The organism is Macellibacteroides sp., from assembly GCF_050251695.1.
GTDB lineage: Bacteria > Bacteroidota > Bacteroidia > Bacteroidales > Tannerellaceae > Macellibacteroides > Macellibacteroides fermentans.
Genome location: NZ_JBFWMI010000059.1, coordinates 1 through 22,086 on the forward strand (window position 1 = coordinate 1; position 22,086 = coordinate 22,086).

General features: G+C 38.2%; 17 protein-coding genes. 7 read left to right on the plus strand and 10 right to left on the minus strand.

Annotated features, from left to right (window positions below; genetic code table 11):
• Positions 1–384 precede the first annotated feature (384 nt).
• From AB7E53_RS09825 to AB7E53_RS09845, 5 genes are all read right to left on the minus strand, one after another.
• On the minus strand, positions 385–1,212 hold the full coding sequence (locus AB7E53_RS09825; RefSeq protein ID WP_446775411.1) for an RteC domain-containing protein: 828 nt from the start codon (positions 1,210–1,212) through the stop codon (positions 385–387).
• A gap of 143 nt (positions 1,213–1,355) precedes the next feature.
• Positions 1,356–3,314 (minus strand): heavy metal translocating P-type ATPase, encoded by a 1,959-nt coding sequence (locus AB7E53_RS09830; protein ID WP_446775413.1) that lies wholly within the window; start codon positions 3,312–3,314, stop codon positions 1,356–1,358.
• 17 nt (positions 3,315–3,331) lie between these two features.
• The gene (locus tag AB7E53_RS09835; RefSeq protein ID WP_446775414.1) at positions 3,332–4,555 is read right to left on the minus strand and encodes an efflux RND transporter periplasmic adaptor subunit; all 1,224 of its coding nucleotides are present in this window, start codon (positions 4,553–4,555) and stop codon (positions 3,332–3,334) included.
• 1 nt (position 4,556) lies between these two features.
• Positions 4,557–8,900 (minus strand): CusA/CzcA family heavy metal efflux RND transporter, encoded by a 4,344-nt coding sequence (locus AB7E53_RS09840; RefSeq protein ID WP_446775416.1) that lies wholly within the window; start codon positions 8,898–8,900, stop codon positions 4,557–4,559.
• Positions 8,901–9,356: 456 nt separating this feature from the next.
• Positions 9,357–9,779 carry a Fur family transcriptional regulator gene (locus AB7E53_RS09845; RefSeq protein WP_446775418.1) on the minus strand — a complete coding sequence of 141 codons (423 nt, stop codon included), beginning with the start codon at positions 9,777–9,779 and terminating at the stop codon, positions 9,357–9,359.
• 979 nt (positions 9,780–10,758) lie between these two features.
• On the opposite strand from AB7E53_RS09845, the gene AB7E53_RS09850 reads away from it, so the two are divergent.
• The 6 genes from AB7E53_RS09850 to AB7E53_RS09875 all read left to right on the plus strand — a co-directional run bounded on the left by AB7E53_RS09850 (position 10,759) and on the right by AB7E53_RS09875 (position 17,437).
• Entirely contained in the window at positions 10,759–12,849 is a 2,091-nt protein-coding gene (locus AB7E53_RS09850) for a BT4734/BF3469 family protein (protein WP_446775420.1), read from the plus strand.
• A 57-nt stretch (positions 12,850–12,906) separates the two neighbouring features.
• Positions 12,907–14,388 carry an AAA domain-containing protein gene (locus AB7E53_RS09855; RefSeq protein ID WP_446775422.1) on the plus strand — a complete coding sequence of 494 codons (1,482 nt, stop codon included), beginning with the start codon at positions 12,907–12,909 and terminating at the stop codon, positions 14,386–14,388.
• A gap of 83 nt (positions 14,389–14,471) precedes the next feature.
• A complete protein-coding gene (locus tag AB7E53_RS09860; RefSeq protein ID WP_446775424.1) occupies positions 14,472–15,527 on the plus strand; it encodes an AAA family ATPase in 1,056 nt (351 codons plus the stop codon).
• The gene (locus tag AB7E53_RS09865; protein ID WP_446775426.1) at positions 15,524–16,180 is read left to right on the plus strand and encodes a DUF4276 family protein; all 657 of its coding nucleotides are present in this window, start codon (positions 15,524–15,526) and stop codon (positions 16,178–16,180) included. Before AB7E53_RS09860 ends, AB7E53_RS09865 begins: the two co-directional genes overlap by 4 nt.
• A 698-nt stretch (positions 16,181–16,878) precedes the next feature.
• Positions 16,879–17,124 (plus strand): hypothetical protein, encoded by a 246-nt coding sequence (locus tag AB7E53_RS09870; protein ID WP_068184918.1) that lies wholly within the window; start codon positions 16,879–16,881, stop codon positions 17,122–17,124.
• A gap of 1 nt (position 17,125) precedes the next feature.
• Positions 17,126–17,437 carry a nitrous oxide-stimulated promoter family protein gene (locus AB7E53_RS09875; RefSeq protein WP_446775428.1) on the plus strand — a complete coding sequence of 104 codons (312 nt, stop codon included), beginning with the start codon at positions 17,126–17,128 and terminating at the stop codon, positions 17,435–17,437.
• Between the two features lie 56 nt (positions 17,438–17,493).
• On the opposite strand, the gene AB7E53_RS09880 is transcribed toward AB7E53_RS09875, so the two are convergent.
• From AB7E53_RS09880 to AB7E53_RS09900, 5 genes are read right to left on the minus strand one after another with little or no spacing between them, the layout of a single operon-like run.
• Positions 17,494–17,820 carry a zinc ribbon domain-containing protein YjdM gene (locus AB7E53_RS09880; protein WP_179400384.1) on the minus strand — a complete coding sequence of 109 codons (327 nt, stop codon included), beginning with the start codon at positions 17,818–17,820 and terminating at the stop codon, positions 17,494–17,496.
• Positions 17,821–17,864: 44 nt separating this feature from the next.
• Positions 17,865–18,572 (minus strand): L-threonylcarbamoyladenylate synthase, encoded by a 708-nt coding sequence (locus tag AB7E53_RS09885; protein WP_446775430.1) that lies wholly within the window; start codon positions 18,570–18,572, stop codon positions 17,865–17,867.
• The gene (locus AB7E53_RS09890) at positions 18,562–19,038 is read right to left on the minus strand and encodes an AIR carboxylase family protein (protein ID WP_024996209.1); all 477 of its coding nucleotides are present in this window, start codon (positions 19,036–19,038) and stop codon (positions 18,562–18,564) included. The genes AB7E53_RS09885 and AB7E53_RS09890 overlap by 11 nt, the downstream gene beginning before the upstream one ends.
• The gene (locus tag AB7E53_RS09895) at positions 19,007–20,962 is read right to left on the minus strand and encodes a DUF4914 family protein (protein WP_024996208.1); all 1,956 of its coding nucleotides are present in this window, start codon (positions 20,960–20,962) and stop codon (positions 19,007–19,009) included. Before AB7E53_RS09895 ends, AB7E53_RS09890 begins: the two co-directional genes overlap by 32 nt.
• Positions 20,959–21,504, minus strand: a complete 546-nt coding sequence (locus tag AB7E53_RS09900) for a D-glycero-alpha-D-manno-heptose-1,7-bisphosphate 7-phosphatase (protein ID WP_436416757.1) — start codon at positions 21,502–21,504, stop codon at positions 20,959–20,961. Before AB7E53_RS09900 ends, AB7E53_RS09895 begins: the two co-directional genes overlap by 4 nt.
• Positions 21,505–21,635: 131 nt before the next feature.
• Here AB7E53_RS09900 and AB7E53_RS09905 point away from each other — a divergent pair.
• On the plus strand, positions 21,636–22,086 hold a 451-nt coding region (locus AB7E53_RS09905), incomplete at its 3' end, for a hypothetical protein (protein ID WP_446775432.1).

Consider the following 22,086-nt stretch of genomic DNA (forward strand, 5'->3'; position numbering starts at 1 on the left):
TTACCGCAACAGATACATTTTGCTGTCTTGTCTTTAAGACGGGCAGATAGAAGAATCAAATTATCACTTATAACGGAATCATAGAATACAACACCTGGGATTCCAAAAATAGCTTGGAGCGAATGTTTGTTTATAAAAAAGTTATTATCTTTGGGTTGGCTAGTGTTGTCAATCATCTTTAAATCCTTTAGTGTCAGACCTTTAAAGATAATAAAAATAATTCTATTATACTAGCTTTTTGTTATTTATTTGCCTGTATATCAACACAATAAGTCAATTATACTGGTTGTTTAAGAACCGTTATTTTGCACCAAATTTGACGAAGAACCACTTTTCGATTGAAATGTGGGGTACTTCTTAATTAATATATACACTCGGTATTGGTTAATTTCTTCCCATACGCCGTAATAAGGCGTCTTTCAATTTTTCAAGAAACGGTGTAGGGGCATTCCGTATTTTTAAATCGCCAAAAGTACGTGAAAGGTTCGTATCCAACTGGATATTGAATACATTTTGGATGTAATCGTAAAGTTGAGTGAGAGGAACATCGCCAAATGTTCCGGCACTATCCCAAGCATAGATCTGTTCTTGTAATTCAGCTTTGCTTCCTTTCCACGTTTTTTTAGTGGTAGGAAAGTTAAAAGAACCGGCTCTCATTCCATTATCATTCAACAATTCTATTTCTTGCATAAGATAGGCAGAAAGCATATCATTTGACAAAATCTTTGCTACTTTGAAATCGCAATTTGTGGAAAATTTAGGATCAAGCTCATGAAAGAACGTTTCGAGGTATTGTTCTGCATCTGTACTATCCCGCAAAAAGTATAGAGCGTCCAGATGGGTGGAACCCGAACGGTAATATCGTATAAAGTCAAGTCGTTTAGAGTTATATTTATTTATGTCATTCAAGATATCACATAGATACTCCCGTTGTTTATCTATACCTATGGGTCGATTCATTTCGATATTGTAAACTTTACGATAGTATATTAAACGAAAGCACAATCTGGGCTTAATTTCTTTAAAAAATGAAATTTCGTCATCATCATTCTTAAAGTTATGTGACAAGACAAATAGTTTCAACTGTTTGAATGCATCAGCAAGCACACGCGATGCCTCCAATGACTTTGTAATCACGCTGACTTCCGAGCATTCGATTTGCTCAACTTTCACATCAACCTCTTTTTTGAGACTATAAATAAATTGAATCATAATTCTGCACTTTACTTTCACCCAACGCAGAACTCTAACCTATAATCTTTATGGTAAAACAAGGTTATATTACTCATGAACTACTTTGGATATTAATTACAATATTGACGTATTCATAAAGAGACACTGTAAATTGAGCATGATTAATACTTCATTTTAAGTATTCTTACTGCATTTAGTATAGCCAACAGAGATACACCTACATCAGCAAAAACCGCTTCCCAAAGTGTAGCTATGCCACCTGCTCCTAAGATCAGGACAACCAACTTTACCCCAAATGCAAGGCTGATATTCTGAATTACAATCCTACGTGTAGCTTTACCTATTTTAATAGCTGTGGCAATGCGACTTGGTTGATCTGTTTGCAATATTACATCCGCAGTTTCAATGGCGACATCACTCCCCAATCCACCCATTGCTATACCTACATCGCTCATTGCTAATACAGGTGCATCGTTAATACCATCACCAACAAAAGCTATATTATTCGTTGGATCGGTTTTTAGTTTTTCGACATGTTCTACTTTCCCTTCAGGTAGTAAGTCGCCAAATGCCTGTGTAATGTTAAGCTCCGAAGCCAATTTCGATACGATTGCCTGCTTATCTCCTGACAGCATGACAATGTTTTTTACACCCAACTCTTTGAGTGAATCCACTGCTTTCTTTGCATCTTCTTTTGGAGCATCTGCAACAAGGATGTATCCAGCATAAGCACCATTAATGGCACAAACAACTATCGTTTCGGGAATTGATGCTATTTCTACCGGAAATTCGATTTGATTTTTAGTTAGAAGTTTTGCATTTCCTACTAACACCGTTTTTGAAGCAACAGTAGCTTCCAAGCCGTGACCTGCAATCTCTTTAACATTTTCAGCTTTATCAAGATTCACTTTTTGCTGATTTGCGTATTCTACAACAGCCTTTGCAATAGGATGTGTACTTTGAGTTTCAACTGATGCTACGATTTTCAACAGTTCATCTTCATTAATATCGCCGATAGAAGAAATTTTCTGAACACTGAAAACACCTTGAGTCAATGTTCCTGTTTTATCCATAACAACCGTATTAACTTTCGTTATGGCTTCCAAATAGTTACTTCCTTTAAATAATATACCGTGTCTTGAAGCGGCTCCTATACCTCCGAAATATCCAAGGGGAATGCTTATTACTAATGCGCAAGGACATGATATAACCAAGAATACCAAAGCCCTATATACCCACTCATTGAATGTGAATGTAAATTCAGGCGAAATAAATGAGTATAGCCACGGCATAAGAATTATTAATGCTGCCAATCCTACTACTATCGGTGTGTAAATCCGAGCAAATTTTCGGATAAACTGTTCGGCAGGAGCTTTTTTCTCTGTCGCATTCTGAACAAGGTCGAGAATACGAGCTAAAGCACTTTGCCCAAATGGTTTGGTGACAATAACTCTTGAAACATTATCGGTAGCGATCATTCCAGCCAAAACTTCTTCTCCTTTGCGAATTGTGCGAGGAACGCTCTCTCCCGTAAGTGCAGCAGTATTGAAGGAGGCAGATTCGTTTTGCAAAACACCATCAAGTGGAACTCTGCCGCCTACTTTTACTTCCACAACATCGTCAATGTTTACATCTTCGGGCGAAACTGTTTCCAATGAATCACCTTTTACTACTGTTGCTGTTTCGGGGCGGACATCAAGCAATGCGCTGATATTTCTTTTGGCACGATTTACGGCACTGTCTTGAAAAAGTTCACCGACCGCATAGAATAACATTACGGCAACTCCTTCAGGGTATTCGCCAATCAAAAATGCTCCGATGGTTGCAATACTCATTAAAGTATATTCACTGAAAATATCCTTTTTGAGCATGCTTTCCCATGCTTCTAATATAACCGGAACACCGACAGGAATATAAGCTAAAAGATACCAAGCAAGCCTTATCCACTGATTTTCAAAGAATGTTAGATTGAATGCAGAAAATAAAATTCCCGAAATCAGTAAACCAAAAGATATTCCTGCCCGAATATATGCTCTATTTGGTGAGCTTTCTTCCTGTTTTTCTTTGTCACATGAACAGGTATATCCATTCTTTGTAACTTCCGTCTTTTCCTTTTTCATATCATTATATTTATAGATTATTCTTCCTCTTCTTCTCCACCGCTTATTTTAGACATCACATAAAATGCTCCTTTCGATATGATTTTAGCATTTTCGGCAATACCATCTAAAGGTCTAATTTCTATGTAGCCTAAATCAGTTGTTCCTGTGATGACTTCAATTTTCTTAAACTGATAATTTTTTGCATCACTATCACATTTTTCTTTGCATTTCGGGTCATTACATCCTTCTTCTATCCCAGTTAATATAAAGATAAATTGCTTGCCCTCGGCATTAGCCACAGCACTAACAGGAACAGTTTTAACATAACTGTTGCCGGTTTTAATCAGGGCTGTAACATACATTCCAGGAAGAAATTTTTCTGTTGCAGTATTTTTTAATTTTACATGAACTGTGATAGATTTACTGTCATTCTCGAATGACTGGTTAATACTGTAAACCGTTCCTATAACAGGCTTTCTATCCAAGTTTGTGAGCAAAACATCAACCTCTTGCCCCATTTTTACTTTGGAGAAGTCTTTTTCAAATATCTGAATATTACACTGTATTTGCGAATTATCTGTAATTTCCATCAGAGGTGTTCGCATATCTGCATAACTTCCAGTTTTAATACGAATTTCCCCAACCACTCCGTTGATAGGGGCAACAATGGGAATTTGTGTCACAAAATGTCCTGTTGCCGCCGATTGCGGATTTATATTTAGTTGCCGCAACTGAGTTTCAAGACCTGTAAGTCGAGCTTTGTCCGCTTCATATTTGGATGTTACTTGTTGAAGGACTTTTCCTGTCCCTGCATTTTGGTTGCTTAATTCCTGTTGGCGTTCGTACTCTTGGCGACTAAATGCCAATTCTTGTCTTTGAGCGAGATAAGCCTCTTGCATCTTAACGATTTCAAGGTTTTCTAACATGGCGACAGTTTGTCCCTTTTTAACTGAACTTCCTTCAATAACGTTTATTTGTTTAATGATACCTGCCGCTAAAGACGTTACCTCCGCTTTGTTTTGTGGAAGTAAAGCCATTTGTCCGTTGGCTCTAACAACGCTGTTGAGATTTTTCATTTCTACTTCTCCCAACTCGATATCAACAGCTTTCATTTGTTCTTCGGAAACTTCGATGGCTTCTGAATGACTTTGTTCAACAGTTGTTCCCTCTTGTTTTTTATTGCTCTCTTTGCATGAGGAAAAGCCTATTACACCAATCAATAAAAGGATTGCTGCGATTGATTTTATTGTTGTTTTCATTTTACTTATTACCCTTTAAATAATTTAACAAGATGATTGTCTGATTGAAACGGTTCATGGCATCGGCATACTGCAACTTGATATTGATAGCCGTTTGCATGTTTTGAATATATTCCATATACCCTATTTCCCCGATCTGGTAAGATGCATTTGCTACCCGCACCATATCGTTGGCTTGTGTCACACCTGTGGTTTCGTAGTATGTCAGGCTTTCTTTTGCCTTAAGATACTCATTGTATTGTAAAGCATAAATATTTTGAAGAGATTGCATAGCCTGCTGCTTTTCGGTACTTATCTGCATGCTTCTTATGTTTGCAGCTTTAATTTTTGAACGTTGTGCTCCAAAAAACAGAGGGACACTTATTCCCACCTGAAAACTGGGAGTTTTAGAGTCTGTAAAGTAGTATCCGCCAAATATGTCTGGCAACAGTTTGTTCTTTTCTACATTTACTTGTGCTATATTTACATTCAACTGTTGGTCGTAATGACCTATTAATGGATTAGTAGTGACCGATTCAATATCCAATGAAACAATATCCGGTATTTTTTGCAAATCTCTTTCCTGTGGCAATATAGATTCTCCAGTATTAAGCAGTTTTTGCATTTCCAACTGACGATTTGCCAAGTTTGAAATAGCCTGATTAAGCTGCAATCGGTTCTCCTGATACTTGCTTTCGGCATTCATTTTTTCTAATTGACTGCTTTCTCCTGTATTGTAACGAGCTGTTGCCTTATGCAAAAAATCAGCGTAAATACTGTCTTGTTGCTGTAGTAGATTGACTGTTTGCAACGCATGAAGCATATCGTAATATGTTTCCGACACCTCGCGAACAATTTCATTTTGAGTGATGTTTTTCGATTTTTCTGCCAATATGGTTTCCTGCTTCAGCATCTTACTTTGGCTCGTGTAGACAGTCGGAAACTCGAATGTTTGTGTGATCCCTATTTTTCTGTCAATCAAACCGGGCATAATGGGGTCTTGCGCGAATTCAACACCTGTTTTTTCGGGATTGAATGCAGTCCCTTGTAAGGCTTTCGCTTGCTTTATTCCTAAATCTGCCGAAAGTATTTGCAGATTCTCAGTCAATGCCATATCAATACACTCTTGCAAAGATTTAAGTTTACTTTGGGCATTGACGTTTTCAGCAGAAAAAAGAGATATGGTAATCAGTAAAATGACTATAGGTAGAACTGTAGATTTTCCTGTTTTCATTTTTCTGTGTTTTAAGTTAATCTTCGAATCGAATATGATGTAGAGCGAAGGCAACACTAATAGGGTGAGTAAAGTTGCTGTAATTAATCCACCGATAACCACTGTTGCCAAAGGTTTTTGTACTTCGCTTCCTGCACTTGTAGAAAGAGCCATAGGTAGGAATCCAAGTGATGCTACCAATGCAGTCATAATAACAGGTCGTAATCGAATGTCGGTTCCTATGCGAACTCTTTGGTAAATATCTTCCACGCCTTCTTCCTTTAATTGCTTAAATTGACCTATCAGAACAATACCGTTTAGTACAGCAACTCCAAACAGAGCGATAAATCCAACACCTGCCGAGATGCTGAACGGCATACCTCGGAGCCACAAAGCAAATATTCCACCGATAGCAGAAAGAGGGATGGCGGTAAAAATAAGCAGTGCTAATTTTATATTACGGAACGTGAAAAAAAGCAATACGAATATGAGTAATAACGCAGCTGGTACCGCAATCATCAGTCGGTCTTTGGCTTCTTTCAGGTTTTGGAACTGTCCTCCATAAGTATAGTAGTATCCTGCCGGAAGTTTCAATTTCTCATCCAATATCTTATGAATCTCTTCTACTGTACTTTCCACATCTCGCCCTCGTACATTGAAACCTACGTATATTCTGCGTTGTCCGTCCTCATGACTGATTTGAGCCGGAGCTGTTTTATAGGATATTTCAGCAAGTTGATTGAGAGGAATGTGGTTGCCCGAGGGCAACGTTACAAAGAGATTTTCGAGATTGCTCAAATCATTACGTAAATCGCTTTTTAAACGAACAACCATATCGAAACGTTTGTCGCCTTCGAATACAACTCCTGCCACATTCCCGGCAAAGGCTGTTCGAAGTACAGTATTAACATCACTTATTGAGAGTCCGTATACTGCTATTCTATCTCGGTTATATTGTACCTGTATTTGTGGCAATCCTGTTACTTTCTCTACAAATGGTTCACTTACTCCTTTCACATTTTTAATCAAACCAGCCAATTTTCCTGCATGCGAAGTAAGTACTTCCAAATCTTCACCGTAAATCTTGATGGCGACATCTTGACGAATACCTGTTATCAATTCATTAAAACGCATTTGCATTGGTTGTGTCAATTCCACTCTGATACCTGGAATTGCTTCCAACGCTTCTTCCATAGCTTCCATCATTTCTTCTCGACTATGGGCGGTTGTCCAATCTTCTTTTGGTTTCATGGACAGCATCATATCACCACGTTCGATAGGCATCGGGTCAGTAGGTATTTCTGCGCTACCAATTCGAGTAACGGCTTGTTTAACTTCGGGGAACTTATCTTTTAATATTTTTTCTGCCATGCCGAAAGTTTCTATTACCTGTGTGAGTGAAGTTCCTTGTACCATGCTAATTTCGACTGTCAAGTCACCTTCTTCTAAAGTGGGAATAAATTCGCCTCCCAAGCGATTGAATACACTTAGGCTGAAAACAAACAGGGCTACCATTGATAAAATAACAATTTTTTTCCAACGCAAGCTAAAATCCAATACAGGACGATACCAACGTTTCAGAACGTTGATAATACGGTCTGAAAAATTTTCTTTGTGAAAGGTTTTCCTGCTTAGAAATAGTGCACTCATCATAGGCACATAAGTCAAGGACAAAATGAATGCTCCGAGTATGGCAAATGATACTGTTTGTGCCATAGGTTTAAACATTTTACCTTCAATGCCCACTAACGATAAGATAGGAAGATATACGATAAGAATAATAATCTCTCCAAACATTGCGGTATTTCGGATTTTTGAAGCTGCGCCATATACCTCTTTGTTCATTTCGGCTTGGGTAAGCAAAGGTTTGTCCTTAAACAACAGACTGTTTCCGGTAATGCGATGTACAATCGCCTCGACAATGATAACCGCGCCGTCTACAATCAACCCAAAGTCAATTGCTCCCAAACTCATTAGATTGCCGCTCACGCCGAATATATTCATTAGACTTACGGCAAATAACATGGAGAGTGGTATAACCGAGGCAACAATTAGTCCAGCCCTAAAATTACCTAACAACAGTACAAGAACAAAAATGACAATCAGCCCGCCTTCAAGCAAATTCTTTTCTACCGTTCCGATGGCGCGATCAACCAATTCTGTGCGGTCTATGAAAGGTTCGATAACTACGCCTTCAGGTAAACTTTTCTGAATTTGCTCCATCCGTTCTTTAACGTTGGCTATCACTTTTGAGAAATTTTCGCCTTTCAACATCAGTGTGATGCCTGCTACAACTTCGCCTTCTCCGTTACGCGTAACAGCTCCGTATCGTGTTGCCGTACCGAAGCGTACTTCAGATACATCTTTAATTAATATAGGCGTGCCATTAGTATTCTTAATAACTATACGCTCTATGTCGGATAAAGTTTTCACCAAACCGATGCCACGGATAAAATTGTAGTTACTTCCTTGTTCTATATAGCTACCACCTGTGTTTTCATTGTTTTTCTCCAAAGCTTCGTAAATTTCGGCGATACTAACATTCATCGAAGCCAATTTGTCATTATCTAATGCTATCTCGTATTGTTTGACATAACCTCCCCAACCGCTAACTTCTGCTAATCCTTCAGTTCCAGCCAGTTGGCGTTTTACAATCCAGTCCTGTATAGTACGTAAATCGGTACTGGTATATTTACCTTCATAGCCTTCTTTGGTGTGTATAACATAATGATATATTTCACCCAACCCTGTGGAAATGGGGGCTAAAGTCGGCTCACCTAATCCTTGCGGAATTTGTGATTCTGCTTCTTTTAATTGTTGGCTTATCTGTTGCCGTGCCCAGTATATATCAGCATCGTCTTTAAATACGATAGTAATAACTGATATACCGCTACGGCTTATACTCCTTTTTTCAATCACATCAGGGATATTAGCCATAGCCAGTTCAATAGGTGTAGTAATGAACTGCTCAATTTCCTGCGCACCCAAAGTAGGAGCCTGCGTGATGATTTGTACTTGATTGTTGGTAATATCGGGTGTGGCATCCACAGGTAATCGCACCACGGATATGGCTCCCCAAATAATCAGTGCCAGTGTTAGTACACCAATTACAAGCTTATGCTCTATTGAATATTTAATGATTTTATCGAACATTTTATCATTCGGTTTAATTATTGACAACTTTAGTGAACACATATACTACTCCGCCAAACAACTATAAAAGTGTTCAGCGTAAAGTTTATCCTTTAAAAAAGGTGTTTAATTAACCGATTTTAGGCGGTTGCCAAATATTCCCGTAGAATACGGGTATAAAATGTTGAGTATGGGAAACTGGGGTTGAAGACTCATTGCTCATAACGGGTTTTATAATAAGCCCCGTTGAAGATAAAATGAAGCCTGAACAAGTATGGCATAAATGAAAAGGAGAACAACAGTTGGCGCATGTGACATCACCACTTTGTTGATTTCCGTCTATACTCGCTGTAACCTCGTACTTTTCACATACACATTCAATCCCGTCAAATGCATTGATCGAAAGAGAGAAAATGTATAATGCTAATATGGTTGCGAATATCTTCATGCAGCAAAGATAAAGATAATATCTTGCAACTAAGTTGCAAACTTTTTACATTCTTCGCAAAATCCTTTAATAACGAGATTAATACTTATAGGAACCAAGTTATCGGGTATTTTTAAATCGGGAACGGCAACTTTGTCCAAACAGAAAGTTTTGTAGCAATGTAAACAATAGAAATGAGCATGTGTGTCACCGATACTGCAATTACAATTACTGCTACATACAGAATATTTTATAGCACCTGAACCATCGTCAATGCTATGAATAAGTTGTTTTTCGTGAAACAGAGTAATAGTCCGAAAGATAGTAGATTTATCAACCGTTTCCATCACAGCTTCCAAGTCTGATAATTTGAACGCACGCGAAAAACCAAGCATATGCTTTAAAATGAGCATACGCATAGCTGTGGATTTTATATCCCTTGCTTGTAATAATATTTCTACATTTTCAGACATTCACTTCCCACTTTTCGCTACTAAATTACGATTTTTCCTTTAAATTATGAGTTTTACTGTGATTTTATTTTTGATGTTCTCAATATTTCATTAATCATCTTTTAGAATACCTGAATCATATAACTTGTTTTTATCAATTCCCAACATGATTCTTTTTGTGCTCTGGATATAAACGTACATTTCTGTCCTGAAAAAATTTCAGGACAAGTCAATTTTTAGTGCAAGGTGCAAGTATCTATATATAGATAAACTTGCACCTTGCACTAACATTAAGATATTAATAATCAATATGCTTTTATATTTAAAAAGAATGTGTAACTTTGAACCTGAGTTTTATGCAGACATATTAGTGTCAATAGCAGCCAAAACTGCCAGAAATAAGAGCAGAAAACAAAGCTAACCTAATTTGTACCCCATAAGTATCTTTGAAATATTAATTCACTGAATAATAGCGGACTGACAGATTTAGTTCAAAATCCGTCCGGACCGCCAACGGAAAGGTCTTGATAATGTAAATTATCAAGACCTTTTTTCTTTTTATGCACAATCGCATTTCTTATTTTGGATCAACCCGGATCCCGAATAACCTGCAAAAGCAGGGTTTTGGAAATAAGTGGAGTGGAAGAGGCAACACCCGAAATTGAGATCTTTGGGTTAAGAGTCTAATGAGTTATCAATGCTCCACTCTGAGATAAGATTTTTATTTGAAAGCAAGTGCTAAGACATAAGTAAATGTTTTTCTTAAATGATCTTTCATTCTTCATATTATGTATTAATGTGTTGATATATAGAAGAGTGATTAGTGAATGATGCTCCTTTTTATCTTTCACTTTGTCGTAATTATCTTTCACTTTTAACAAAAAGACAAAAAAGTATCCATTTTATTTCTGCTAAATTTCAAATTGATGCACCTAAATAGTTAATAATTGATATTAAAGAGTTATCTTTAACCTTTTTTTAACTTAAGAATTTAATTAGCATGAAAATAACCCGGTTCAGTAGTGATAGATTATCCCAAAAGAGTGTTGAATTATTTGAGCTTATCGAATCAATGAGAATTGAAGGGAAGGGTACTCCTGTGAGCAACCTTCGTAGTGAAATACAACAAAGTTCAGGCAGAGAAAGGTGTAACGGTGCCGACAAGTTGCCGATTATTGTTTTCTCGACAACATTCCGCAAACAAAATGGGAACCTTCAGTTTGCTGGATACAATGGATTGGTACTGGTAGAAGTAAACAGACTTATAAATAGTAAAGAAGCAGAACGCATCCGCGATCTAGCCGCTGAATCCCTACAAACCATGTGTGCATTTATCGGTTCAGGAGGCAAAAGTGTAAAAATTATCTGCTCTTTCAGACTTCCAGATGCTTCAACGCCTCAATGCCGTAACCTTGCAGAGAAATTCCATGCACATGCTTACCGACGTGCTGCAAGTTACTATATGGAACAGCTGCAAAAGCAAGTAGAGTTTAAACGTCCCGATCTGGAAAGGGGATGCCGATTCTCTTACGATCCGCAACTCTATTTTAATCCCGAAGCCGTATCTATTAAGATAAATCAACCGCTGCATATGCCTGCAGAACTTACTTACCGAGAAGCCGTTCAAAAGGAAACTGAACCTATGCTCCGCATGATGCCGGGGATGGAGCGAAGCCGCATCATTTCCCTTTTATTCGAAAGTTCTTTTAAAGAGGCGCTCAAAAGTACCGGTGGACCAACGAAGGATAACGATCCAAAGCCTTTCTTGATCAGGTTAGCCGAAAATTGTTTCCGATCGGGCATACCCGAAGAAGATGTTATAAAATGGGTGCCGGCACATACTTACTTTAAACCATACGATATGGAACTAAGGGCCACAATAAATAATACTTACGAATTAGGCAAGAATTTTGGTTCAAAACCCTGCATCCACAGAGTAAGTTCACTAATAGTGCAATTGGATGAGTTCATGAGAAGGCGTTTCGAATTCCGTCGAAATATAATATTAGATGAGGTGGAGTACCGCGAACGCAGTTCTTTTTATTTTGACTTCAAAACTGTGACGGAAGAGGAGCTGAACGGTATAGGAATCATGGCACATCAGGAAGAGATTGAGGTGTGGGACCGCGATGTGAAAAGGTATGTATATTCAAATAAAATACCGCTTTATAATCCCGTCGATGATTACCTGGATCATCTGCCTGAATGGGACGGCAAAGATCGGATCCGCACGTTGGCAGATACCATTACCTGTACAAATCCCCGTTGGCGCGACCTTTTCTACATTTGGTTCCTCAGCATGGTTGCCCACTGGAAACAGATGGATCAGTTGCATGCCAATAGCACCCTTCCTTTGCTGGTGGGCGATCAGGGATGTGGCAAATCTACCTGGTGCCGCAATTTACTGCCTCCGGAATTGAAAGCCTATTATTCCGATAGCATCGACCTGAGTAACAAACGCAACGCAGAGCTGGCTCTCAATCGCTTTGTTTTGATCAACATAGACGAGTACGACTCCATTAAAAGCTCCAGCCAGAGTTTTCTGAAGCACCTGTTGCAGAAACCGGTCCTAAATACCCGTCAGCCTTATAAACGAAGTACGGGTTTACTGCAACGGTATGCCTCCTTTATTGCCACATGCAATAACTTCGATTTGCTGAACGATCCAACTGGTAGTCGCAGATATATCTGCATTGAAATAAAAGGAAATATAAACTACAGCCACCCCGTTGAACATCCGCAACTCTACGCCCAGGCCATAGCCGCCCTGCGTAATGGCGAACGGTACTGGTTCACAAAGGAAGAAGAAACAGACACCACCATAAACAACGCTCAATTCCAGCAACTACCGCTGGAAGAACAACTTTTCCACCAATACTTCCGCGCGGCCACTGACAACGAAGAGGGCGAATACCTGCCTGCCATCGAAATACTCCAATACATTCAAATGCGAAGTAAAGTAAAACTAAGCAACACCAGCATGATTACCTTCGGTCGCCTGCTACAAAAAAACAAAATCCCCCGAAAACACACTTCAAGAGGCAATGTGTATCGGGTGGTGAATAAAAATGGAACAGACACCAAGGCATAAATATCAATTGAATTTAATACATTAATCAATCCTTTTGTAGTAATATAATTTTAAGAAATGACACCAGAAAACACAGAACAATTTACCTATATTAATCGTGATAAAATCTACATTAATAACCCTAAGTGGTTACTATTCTATACTATTCGGAAACTAATTGAGACAAAAAAAGAAACTGAATTTTATAATTCAGTTCAATTGGCAAACCTCATATTCGGACACAGTAAATATAAGGATATCATTAAAACAATGCTTACAGTATACAAAAAAGAGTTTTTCAAAACGAAAGGTATGCTTTGTAAACCCAATTTAGAAGCTCTTAAACGTGGTCATCCTGAGATATTCACCAATGTAAAAAATGATTTACAAACACATCAAAGTCAGAAGTTAGATATTTCGTTATTTCACAAATCGTTAGAAGATGAAATAAATGAAGCAAAGAAATCTAAAAATAATAAATATATAACACTTAAAGATGTAAAACTAGTTCATCAATCTCCTTATATTTACATTGCAAAAATTGAAAAAGACGATGATGAAACAATCCAACTACCCGAAGGTGTTCGTGTTATTTGTGTTGATGGTACTTATAGAAAAAATGTCACTATATTAGAATATAATCAACTTTTTGAAAAAGTAACATTCGAATGCGCTAATCCTCTATTAAGCAAGGATGTTAAATTAAAGCAAGACGTATCTTTTATTCTGCACAAACTAAAGGATATACTAAACGATATGAATATCTCATCTTTAATTGATAGAATAAATACCATTCATAAAACAGAATTTAAAAATGAATTGATAACTCTTGATCTTGATAAGAATCAGTGCGAAGTTTTGATGCATGCCCTAAATTATTCAACAACTTATATTTGGGGTCCTCCAGGTACTGGCAAATCTCATTTGCTGGCCACATTAATACTTAACTTATCTTTGGCAAAAGAACGAACACTTGTTTGTTCAATTGCAAATGTTGCGGTTAATAGTCTTACTCATAAATATCTTGAAAGGGTTGAATATTACAAAAAGATAAATAGCAATTATACACTCAAAAGGGGCGAATGTATTCGGATTGGCCATGTAAGCGATGATAAACTGAGAGAAAATGATTTAATTTTTCCTGAAGAGAATTTATACCTGATTTTTTTAAGAGAGAAGTTGAATAAGCTCATAAAATTAAGAAAGAAATATGAGGACTTGAACGATGAAAATGAAAAAGCAAAAGTGATATCTCAAATCAATGAAAATGAAATAAAGATTATGGAAGAATTAAGGAAGCATATTCATAATGCATACGTTGTTTTTTCTACATCATCGAGAGCTATTTTAGACAATAATCTGGGAAATTGTCAATTCGACAATATCATAATTGATGAATGTAGTATGATGGCAATACCCAATCTTTTGGCCATGCTTAAACGAATTTCAAAAAGAGTTATTATTGCTGGAGATAATGCGACCGTGTGGAAGATTACAAACAGGCACGGGCGCATTTCGAAAAACGTTTCATTTCGGAAATTTAAGTCAAATAGCTTATAAATAGCGTTTATTAGCTATTTGACTTAAATAAAAGCCGGATAATCGTGAATTTCGTATATATTTGTAGTAAAGAATAATAGAGTATGGATAGAATTTGTATAAAAGGGTATAAATCTTTCAAAGAACTGGATATCAATTTGAACAAAATCAATGTACTGATTGGATCCAACGGGTCAGGAAAAAGTAATTTTCTGTCCTTCTTTGAGTTTCTGAATCGCCTTTATGAGCAGAATCTGAACGAATTTGTGGCACTTAATGGAGGAATGGACAAGATTCTGCACAAAGGGAGTAAGGTGACAGAAAACATAAATGCAAACATCTACTTTGATCAAGACACTTATTCTTTTACAGTAAAAAAAGGAGACGATAATTTTGTATTTCTAAATGAGCAGTTAGAGTTTAACGGGCGCAAAGTAGAGATTAATGCCTTAAAGAGTGAGGCACAGATTAAATACCACACTGATTTGGAAAGGGGCGACTTTATTAAAAAATATCTCACGGATATTAAGAAATATCATTTTCACGATACCGGGAAGAACTCCCCTTTTGCCAAAGACAGTAACATTCAGAACGATGTGTATTACCTTTATGAGAAAGGAGATAATCTGGCCGCTTTTTTGTGGAATGTCCAAAACAATCATCCCATCGTTTATAAGCGTATTTTGAAAATGATTCAGAGTATCGCTCCCTATTTTTCGGACTTTTATTTCCATCCCGGTGCATCCCCAACCATACGGTTGCAATGGAAAGATAAATACAGTTCGACTGTTTACGGTCCTTCGGACTTGTCGGATGGGACGTTGCGATTTATTGCCCTGACTACCCTTTTTATGCAACCAACTTTACCTGGCTCTATAATTATTGATGAACCAGAGCTAGGGCTCCATCCTTTTGCTATTCAAAAACTGGCCGGGATGATAAAATCGGTGGCAGCCAAAGGTACACAGGTTATTATTGCAACGCAAAGTACCGATCTGGTGAGTCTGTTCGAACCCCAGGATGTTATTACCGTTAATCAGGTTAATGGCGAAACTACCTTAAGGCGTTTGTCGGACACGGAACTTTCTATGTGGCTGGATGAGTATACGCTGGGCGATCTGTGGAAACAAAATATTATCAAAGGGGGGCAACCAAAATGAAGCGGATTATTATCATAAATGAAGGGCCTACCGAACAGGAATTTTGTAAAGATGTGTTGTATCCTTACTTTTCCGCAAAAGATATATATATCGAAACACCTACCATTAAATCCAGCCACGGTGGAATTGTTGCCTGGAATACATTGAAAAAACAGATAGAGATGCACCTCAAACAGGATGAAACAGCGTATGTTACTACCTTTTTTGATTACTACGGAGTAAAGGACTCTTACAACTATCCTGGCTGGCAGGAAGCAAAAAGCATCACAGATAAAAGTGATCGAATCGGTTTTCTTGAAGAGGCAATGCGTAGCGATCTGCCAGCGGAATTGCGTAAACGTTTTATACCCTATATCCAGTTGCACGAATTCGAGGGGTTGTTGTTTTGTAAAATGGATGTATTTACCAGCAATTTCGAACCTGCAGAAGCTAAATTGTCTGAAATTGAAGGGATAATAAACGCATTTCCAAATCCTGAAGATATAAATAATGGTTCTGCTACGGCCCCTTCGAAGCGGTTGGAGAGATTAATACCGGGGTATTCGAAGGTCGTTTTTGGTGCTTGTTTAGCATCAGATACAGGTCTGGACACAATCAGACTAAAATGTTTGCGATTTAATTCCTGGATAGAACAATTGGAAACAATCGCATAAGTTTCATTCTTAAAATTAAAATCTAATGCTACCGCTATAACAGGCATACGTAGTGATGCAGTCTGCCATCGAATACATTAAGGCAACTTTCCGCTTTAAAGACGCGTCGGTATACAATGCTTTTTACAAGTTCGTGGAATACAGAGATAAAGCCTTCATTTACACCCTTTGTTCATCAGTGAATGACCGAACTATGCCCCAAAAAACTATTTGCTTACGCTTCGTTCTTTGCTTTATGTGGCAATTACCAGAGCTCAGCAAAAGGTTCTAATTACAGGAGTTGGAAAGAAAACTCAGATATTGCAGGGGCTGTAAAATCTGTTTATAAACATCATAATATTCTCATCCTACTTATAATTAGTCCGCTTCTAACGATGAAGTATCTGTAACACGTATATAAACTATTTCAAATACTTAAGGCAACTATTCGTTTGACAGCTGTTCAACGCAAAGTCAACAATTGTATACCTTGCGTTGAACATATGACAAACGCAAAGTACACAATTGTCAAACGAATAGTTGTTCGTACTCAAAAAATTAGAATCCCTAAGGATACGTATTAGTTGATAGAGAGGTTGAGGTTAGCTTTCCGCTAGCCGCGATATTCGGAATCATTATTAAAATAATAAAAAACGTCCGGTTAAAGCGAATGTTTTTGTAATTTTGGATTTCAACAACCAAGCAAAATAGAAACGAATATGAAAGTATCAATTGAAATAAGCTATTACCCACTTTTGGAAGATTATAAACCTACCATCAAGAAATTTATTGCAGCATTGGAAGCTAATCCGGCTATTACTGTAAAACCGAACAGCATGTCCACCCATATTTTTGGAGAATTCGACCAAACCATGTCGGCTGTAACCCAATGTATAAAGGATGCCTTCGAAGTGCCCAGCAGTATATTTGTACTTAAGGTAATGAATCTGGACCGGAATAAATAAAATGTCTTCTCCCCAAATAGAAAGAGAAAAGAGGACAGCCGAGCTGATGATACGGCTGTATTGCCGAAAAAAGGAAAAGAACCAAGAGCTTTGCGATTCATGCAAAGCCTTGATGGAATATGCCTTTGCCCGGTTGGACAGATGCCCATTCGGCGAAAATAAAACGGCTTGTAAACAGTGTACGGTACATTGTTACAAGCCGCAAATGCGCGAAAAGATGAAACAGGTGATGCGTTATGCCGGTCCCCGGATGTTACTCTACTCTCCCGGAGCAGCATTAAGGCATATGATAGAGTCATTGTTCTCAAAATAATGAAGCCCCAAAGTGTATTTAGTACACCCCGGGGCTTTTATTTGGATTGTGATGCATCATTTTTTTAGAAAGCAAGTCTTAAGGACAATGCTGCTTCCGTCGATCTTGCAATCTACTTCTTCCGGATTTTCTGTAAGTCGTATGCTTTTCACTTTGGTTCCACGCTTGATAACCATGGACGAACCTTTTACTTTTAAATCTTTGATAACCGTAACCGAGTCGCCATCCTCCAAAAGGGCGCCGTTGCTGTCTTTTGCAACTTCAACGTGTTCCTGCACATCATTTTCAGACCATTCATAACTACAATCCGGACAAACATTGGTTGTGCCATCAAAATAGGTGTTGTCCATGTTGCACTTCGGACAGTTGGAAATTTCACTCATAATTCTAATTTTAAAATGAGCGGCAAAGATAGGGATATTACTTCTTACCTTAATGGCTCATTTAAAATATAAAGAGGTTTTTTGGGTGAATAGTGGCTTTTCAGCAAGCCCGGAGAAACTAATTTTTCAGGCCTGGTACTGTTGAAAATAAAAATATCCGGAAGAGCATTTTCAATATCTTCCAATGTAATAAAGCCCGGACGTAATAAGCGACAGGTATCGCCTTCAATCGAAACAATTGTTGATTCTATTCCCACAGATGTATTGCCTCCATCCAACACATAATCGACATTGGGTAATTGTTTTTTTACATGATGTGCATTTACCGGACTAAGCTGTCCGAACTTATTTGCACTTGGTGCGGCTATCGGACAATTCGACTGTTTTATTAATTCAAGGGCAATGGAATTATTGGGCATGCGAATGCCTACTGTGTCGAGCCCGGAAGTAACAATATCCGGAACAATCGATGATTTGGGTAACACAATGGTCAAAGGTCCCGGCCAAAAATGCTTTGCTAAACGCATTACATTTTCACATATACCTGTTGATAAAATGTGAAGGTCCTCGAACGAAGCAATGTGCACAATCAATGGATCGAATGATGGTCGCTCTTTTAATTCAAATATTTTAGCAACAGCAAAAGGGTTAAGTGCATTTGCACCTAACCCATATACTGTTTCAGTCGGAAAAGCCACCAGCCCGCCATCTTTGATAATTTGAGCCGCCTGGCTAATGCTGTTATTTTTCATTGACCAGATTATTATCGGCTTCTTCCAACTCTTTTCTCTTTTTGTCCTGAAAATCAATAATTTGTTTTTGAATTTCATGGTTAGATATGCCCAGTATTTTTGCAGCTGCCAGAGCTGCATTTTCGGGACTTAAAACGGTCATAGGAGCAACTCCCGATGGCATACGGATACTTGAATACAAATCGGCTCCACCAAATTTATCGCTATAGGGCGGACAGGCGATAACGGGACAGTACGTTTGAGCATCGGTAAAGCCGCTTAACGCATTACTCATGCCGGCTATGGTTATAAAAACAACATTTTCCTTTTCATATTCCTTTATCAGATTATAACATTTTAATGGCACTTTATGGGCCGAAGCTATTCTGGATACTGTTTTTATATCAAAACTTTCCAGCACGTTGCTTATTTGCTTAGCCCACTCAATGTCGGCTTTAGAACCCATTATTATCACCACTTTGCTCATAGTCTTCTATTTTATTAAATGAATACTCATATTGGTAGCTCATTGGGATAATCTCATTGTATTCCTCAATGCTTGCATTTGACAAACAAGCATCAATTATTCGTTTGCCTGTATGTAATAAGTCTTCCTTTAAGTATTTTTGTAATTCTGTTCTGAAAAAATCACGAAGCATTTCGGCGCCGGCATCGTAACCCTCGAAACCAACTTCAGGTTGATTGTACACTTTCAAAAATCGCGAAGGAATTTTTGAACCTTCCAGGGTAAGGTAATTTAACTCATAACCTAACAGCGGGCAGCGGGCGGCCTGATATTGATCGGTCTTCAGTTGGGCAGCACCTCTTCGTGTCAGGTACTCACGCATGAGAAGCTGCGGTTTGAAACCAACCTGCCAAACTCCAATGTTTTGATTGGGAACCAGGGTGAAAGTTGTACGGGGCGTATCAATGATTTGTTTGAGCATCATATTGGCTTGAGGTACTCGTTTCCCGGTAGCGAAAGGCCAATAAGAACCAATACCTTCGCTTTCCATACCGCCCGAACTCACAATACTTGGGTTATTGTGACCCCGTGGCGCAACTAAACGCCACAACCATGCCAATGCCGGGGGTAAAACATGAAACAACCCGATAATTCCGTATGAAGGGTTTTCTTTTGAGCAAACAGGAGTGCGTATCCCGAAACTCCTGATGTCGACCGAAACAGGTCTGTTGACAACATTTGGTACCGTTTTTCGGGGTATAATAACCCTTGGATTGGGGCACGATTTTCCGGGTTCATCCTGTATATGATCCCAAATCAGAGCAGTTGACCCGGGAGTAGTTTCAATATTTAAAAACAATAGCGGAGAAGAAGGATTAATCGTTGTTTTTTCCAAAGTTGGGTCATCACCATATTGTTTAACACTATCGACACGAACAAACCAGGCGTTTTCGGCATCTATAATACGGAGTTTTCCATCTTTTTTCTGTACCGAAGGATGACAAAAAGCCATATCATCGGCCACAGCGTTGAACGAACAAAAACGGGGAATTGTAATAAACCTATCTTCTGAGGTTACCAGATTACGGCCTAATAGTACCCGTCCGTCAGATTCCCGCAGAATATGCTGGTGCATTTCACTTTTTCCTCCACCACTGGCACCTTCGTGCATGAATGTGGTTAAATTGTCGTAGGGGCTTATTGATTGAACTGCCGAACAATGGGCAATTATCCAGTCTTCTTTTTCGGCATGGTTCAGCATAACACCGTAAAGACCTTTTTTTGCACTCGGCCCCGGATATAAATTATAGGAATATAGCTCGTGAATTGATTCGGTGCGGTTATGGACAACCACCTGTTTCCCATTAAAATGGGTATGCCTGAATATGGGAGCCACAAATATTACAGATTTCAGTTTTGCACCTATCTTTAATTCGTCAACCGCAACCATTTCCTGCAACATCGACAAACCCAATGCAAAGAATGCTGCATTGGCAGGAGCAATAGCAATACCTAAAGAGCCAATATTTTCTCTTCCGGCAAAATAGAAGAAAACCGCAAGGTCTTGTTTTTTCAGCCAATCGAAAGTTTCGGTTTGCAGACCTGAAAATTCATACCCGTATTTATCAATAAAACGCTTTTTATCTGTTGGATTATTGTCGGCAATAACCATGGTATCAGGGTCTCTACGGCGCATGTATGCTTCGGTATAATTAGCCGAAATTCCATTTTTAACACGCTGTACAATTGCCTCTGTATAATTTCCTTTCCCTGGTACATCGTATTGCACTTCATATTGTACATTTTCTTTGCCGTTGGTGGCTGCATCTGCCAATTCTTCGGATGTATTGAACACTTTAAAACTCTTGCATTCAGTTAACAACTTAGCAATGTTTTCAGGAACAATAATATTTTTCCCATTTAAAACAGTCAATAAATTACTCATATCTGATTATTTTTTAAAATTATATGCTTTGAAGCTTCTAAAAGATTAGAACAAATAACAGTCCCTTTGTTTATTTCATTCTGATGTTTTTTACCATGACCGGTTAACAAATAAATTGGTGTAATTCCGGCATTTAATCCACACTGAATGTCTGAAGGATGGTCGCCAATAATAAAAGAACGACTTAAATCAATATTGTACAATAGGTTAGCCTTGTCAATAAAATACGTTCTGGGTTTCTTACATTCACAATTATCCTCTGTATTATGCGGACAACAAAAAGTATCAGAAATAACTATATCCTGCTCTTTCAATTTTTTTATGATGTGTTTGTTTACCTCTGAAACCTCCTTTTCTGTGGTAATTCCTTTGGCTATACCTGATTGGTTAGTAATAATGAACAATAAAAAATGCTCCAGTAATAATGATAATGCTTCAAAAGTAAACGAATAAAAGCTTACTTCAGATGAATGTTTAATATAACCTACATCATCAATCAATGTTCCGTCTCTGTCTAAAAAAACCGCAGGATGCTTAGCCATTGCTTCAATTATTTCATTGGCAAAGATAATACTTTTTACTTAATACCTAAAAGTCTCAAATAAAAGTTACATGTGTCAGATAAAGTATTTATCTTTAAGGTGTTAAATAAAAAATAACACTCACCCGACACATGCAATACAAAAATAGTAAAAAAATCTCATTTACTGCCGGTTCAGTAAAGAAAGAGTTCAGTTCAGAACAATTAACGTCATATTCAGGGTTAAGCGTAACCTCAGATTTTATCAACCATTGTGGCATTTATCGCCGGCTGGAACATCTTTTTCCAACCACCCGGCACAATGCAAGCCGTTTCAGTACAGCTCAAATACTCTCAAGTATCCTGTTGGCATCGTTGTGCGGTGTTCACCGTTTGAAGCGGATTGAAAATTTCACCTTTGACGCCTTGGTTTCTCGCTTGTTGAAGTTGCCCAAAAACATTGACCAGGACACCATCCGCCGCCATTTGACAGGTTTGGGTGAAAGGGGCGCCCGTTCGCTTCACGAGCTGTTGTTGGGTTTTACAGGCATGCAAGTTTCCCATTGCGGTTTAAGCCGCTTGACACTTGATTGCGACTCAAGCA

What these genes read in the sequence shown, in the direction of transcription:
- AB7E53_RS09825 (WP_446775411.1), bottom strand. Translation starts at nt 1,212, where the DNA reads ATGATTCAATTTATTTATAGTCTCAAAAAAGAGGTTGATGTGAAAGTT.
- AB7E53_RS09830 (WP_446775413.1), bottom strand. Translation starts at nt 3,314, where the DNA reads ATGAAAAAGGAAAAGACGGAAGTTACAAAGAATGGATATACCTGTTCA.
- AB7E53_RS09835 (WP_446775414.1), bottom strand. Translation starts at nt 4,555, where the DNA reads ATGAAAACAACAATAAAATCAATCGCAGCAATCCTTTTATTGATTGGT.
- AB7E53_RS09840 (WP_446775416.1), bottom strand. Translation starts at nt 8,900, where the DNA reads ATGTTCGATAAAATCATTAAATATTCAATAGAGCATAAGCTTGTAATT.
- AB7E53_RS09845 (WP_446775418.1), bottom strand. Translation starts at nt 9,779, where the DNA reads ATGTCTGAAAATGTAGAAATATTATTACAAGCAAGGGATATAAAATCC.
- AB7E53_RS09850 (WP_446775420.1), top strand. Translation starts at nt 10,759, where the DNA reads ATGAAAATAACCCGGTTCAGTAGTGATAGATTATCCCAAAAGAGTGTT.
- AB7E53_RS09855 (WP_446775422.1), top strand. Translation starts at nt 12,907, where the DNA reads ATGACACCAGAAAACACAGAACAATTTACCTATATTAATCGTGATAAA.
- AB7E53_RS09860 (WP_446775424.1), top strand. Translation starts at nt 14,472, where the DNA reads ATGGATAGAATTTGTATAAAAGGGTATAAATCTTTCAAAGAACTGGAT.
- AB7E53_RS09865 (WP_446775426.1), top strand. Translation starts at nt 15,524, where the DNA reads ATGAAGCGGATTATTATCATAAATGAAGGGCCTACCGAACAGGAATTT.
- AB7E53_RS09870 (WP_068184918.1), top strand. Translation starts at nt 16,879, where the DNA reads ATGAAAGTATCAATTGAAATAAGCTATTACCCACTTTTGGAAGATTAT.
- AB7E53_RS09875 (WP_446775428.1), top strand. Translation starts at nt 17,126, where the DNA reads ATGTCTTCTCCCCAAATAGAAAGAGAAAAGAGGACAGCCGAGCTGATG.
- AB7E53_RS09880 (WP_179400384.1), bottom strand. Translation starts at nt 17,820, where the DNA reads ATGAGTGAAATTTCCAACTGTCCGAAGTGCAACATGGACAACACCTAT.
- AB7E53_RS09885 (WP_446775430.1), bottom strand. Translation starts at nt 18,572, where the DNA reads ATGAAAAATAACAGCATTAGCCAGGCGGCTCAAATTATCAAAGATGGC.
- AB7E53_RS09890 (WP_024996209.1), bottom strand. Translation starts at nt 19,038, where the DNA reads ATGAGCAAAGTGGTGATAATAATGGGTTCTAAAGCCGACATTGAGTGG.
- AB7E53_RS09895 (WP_024996208.1), bottom strand. Translation starts at nt 20,962, where the DNA reads ATGAGTAATTTATTGACTGTTTTAAATGGGAAAAATATTATTGTTCCT.
- AB7E53_RS09900 (WP_436416757.1), bottom strand. Translation starts at nt 21,504, where the DNA reads ATGGCTAAGCATCCTGCGGTTTTTTTAGACAGAGACGGAACATTGATT.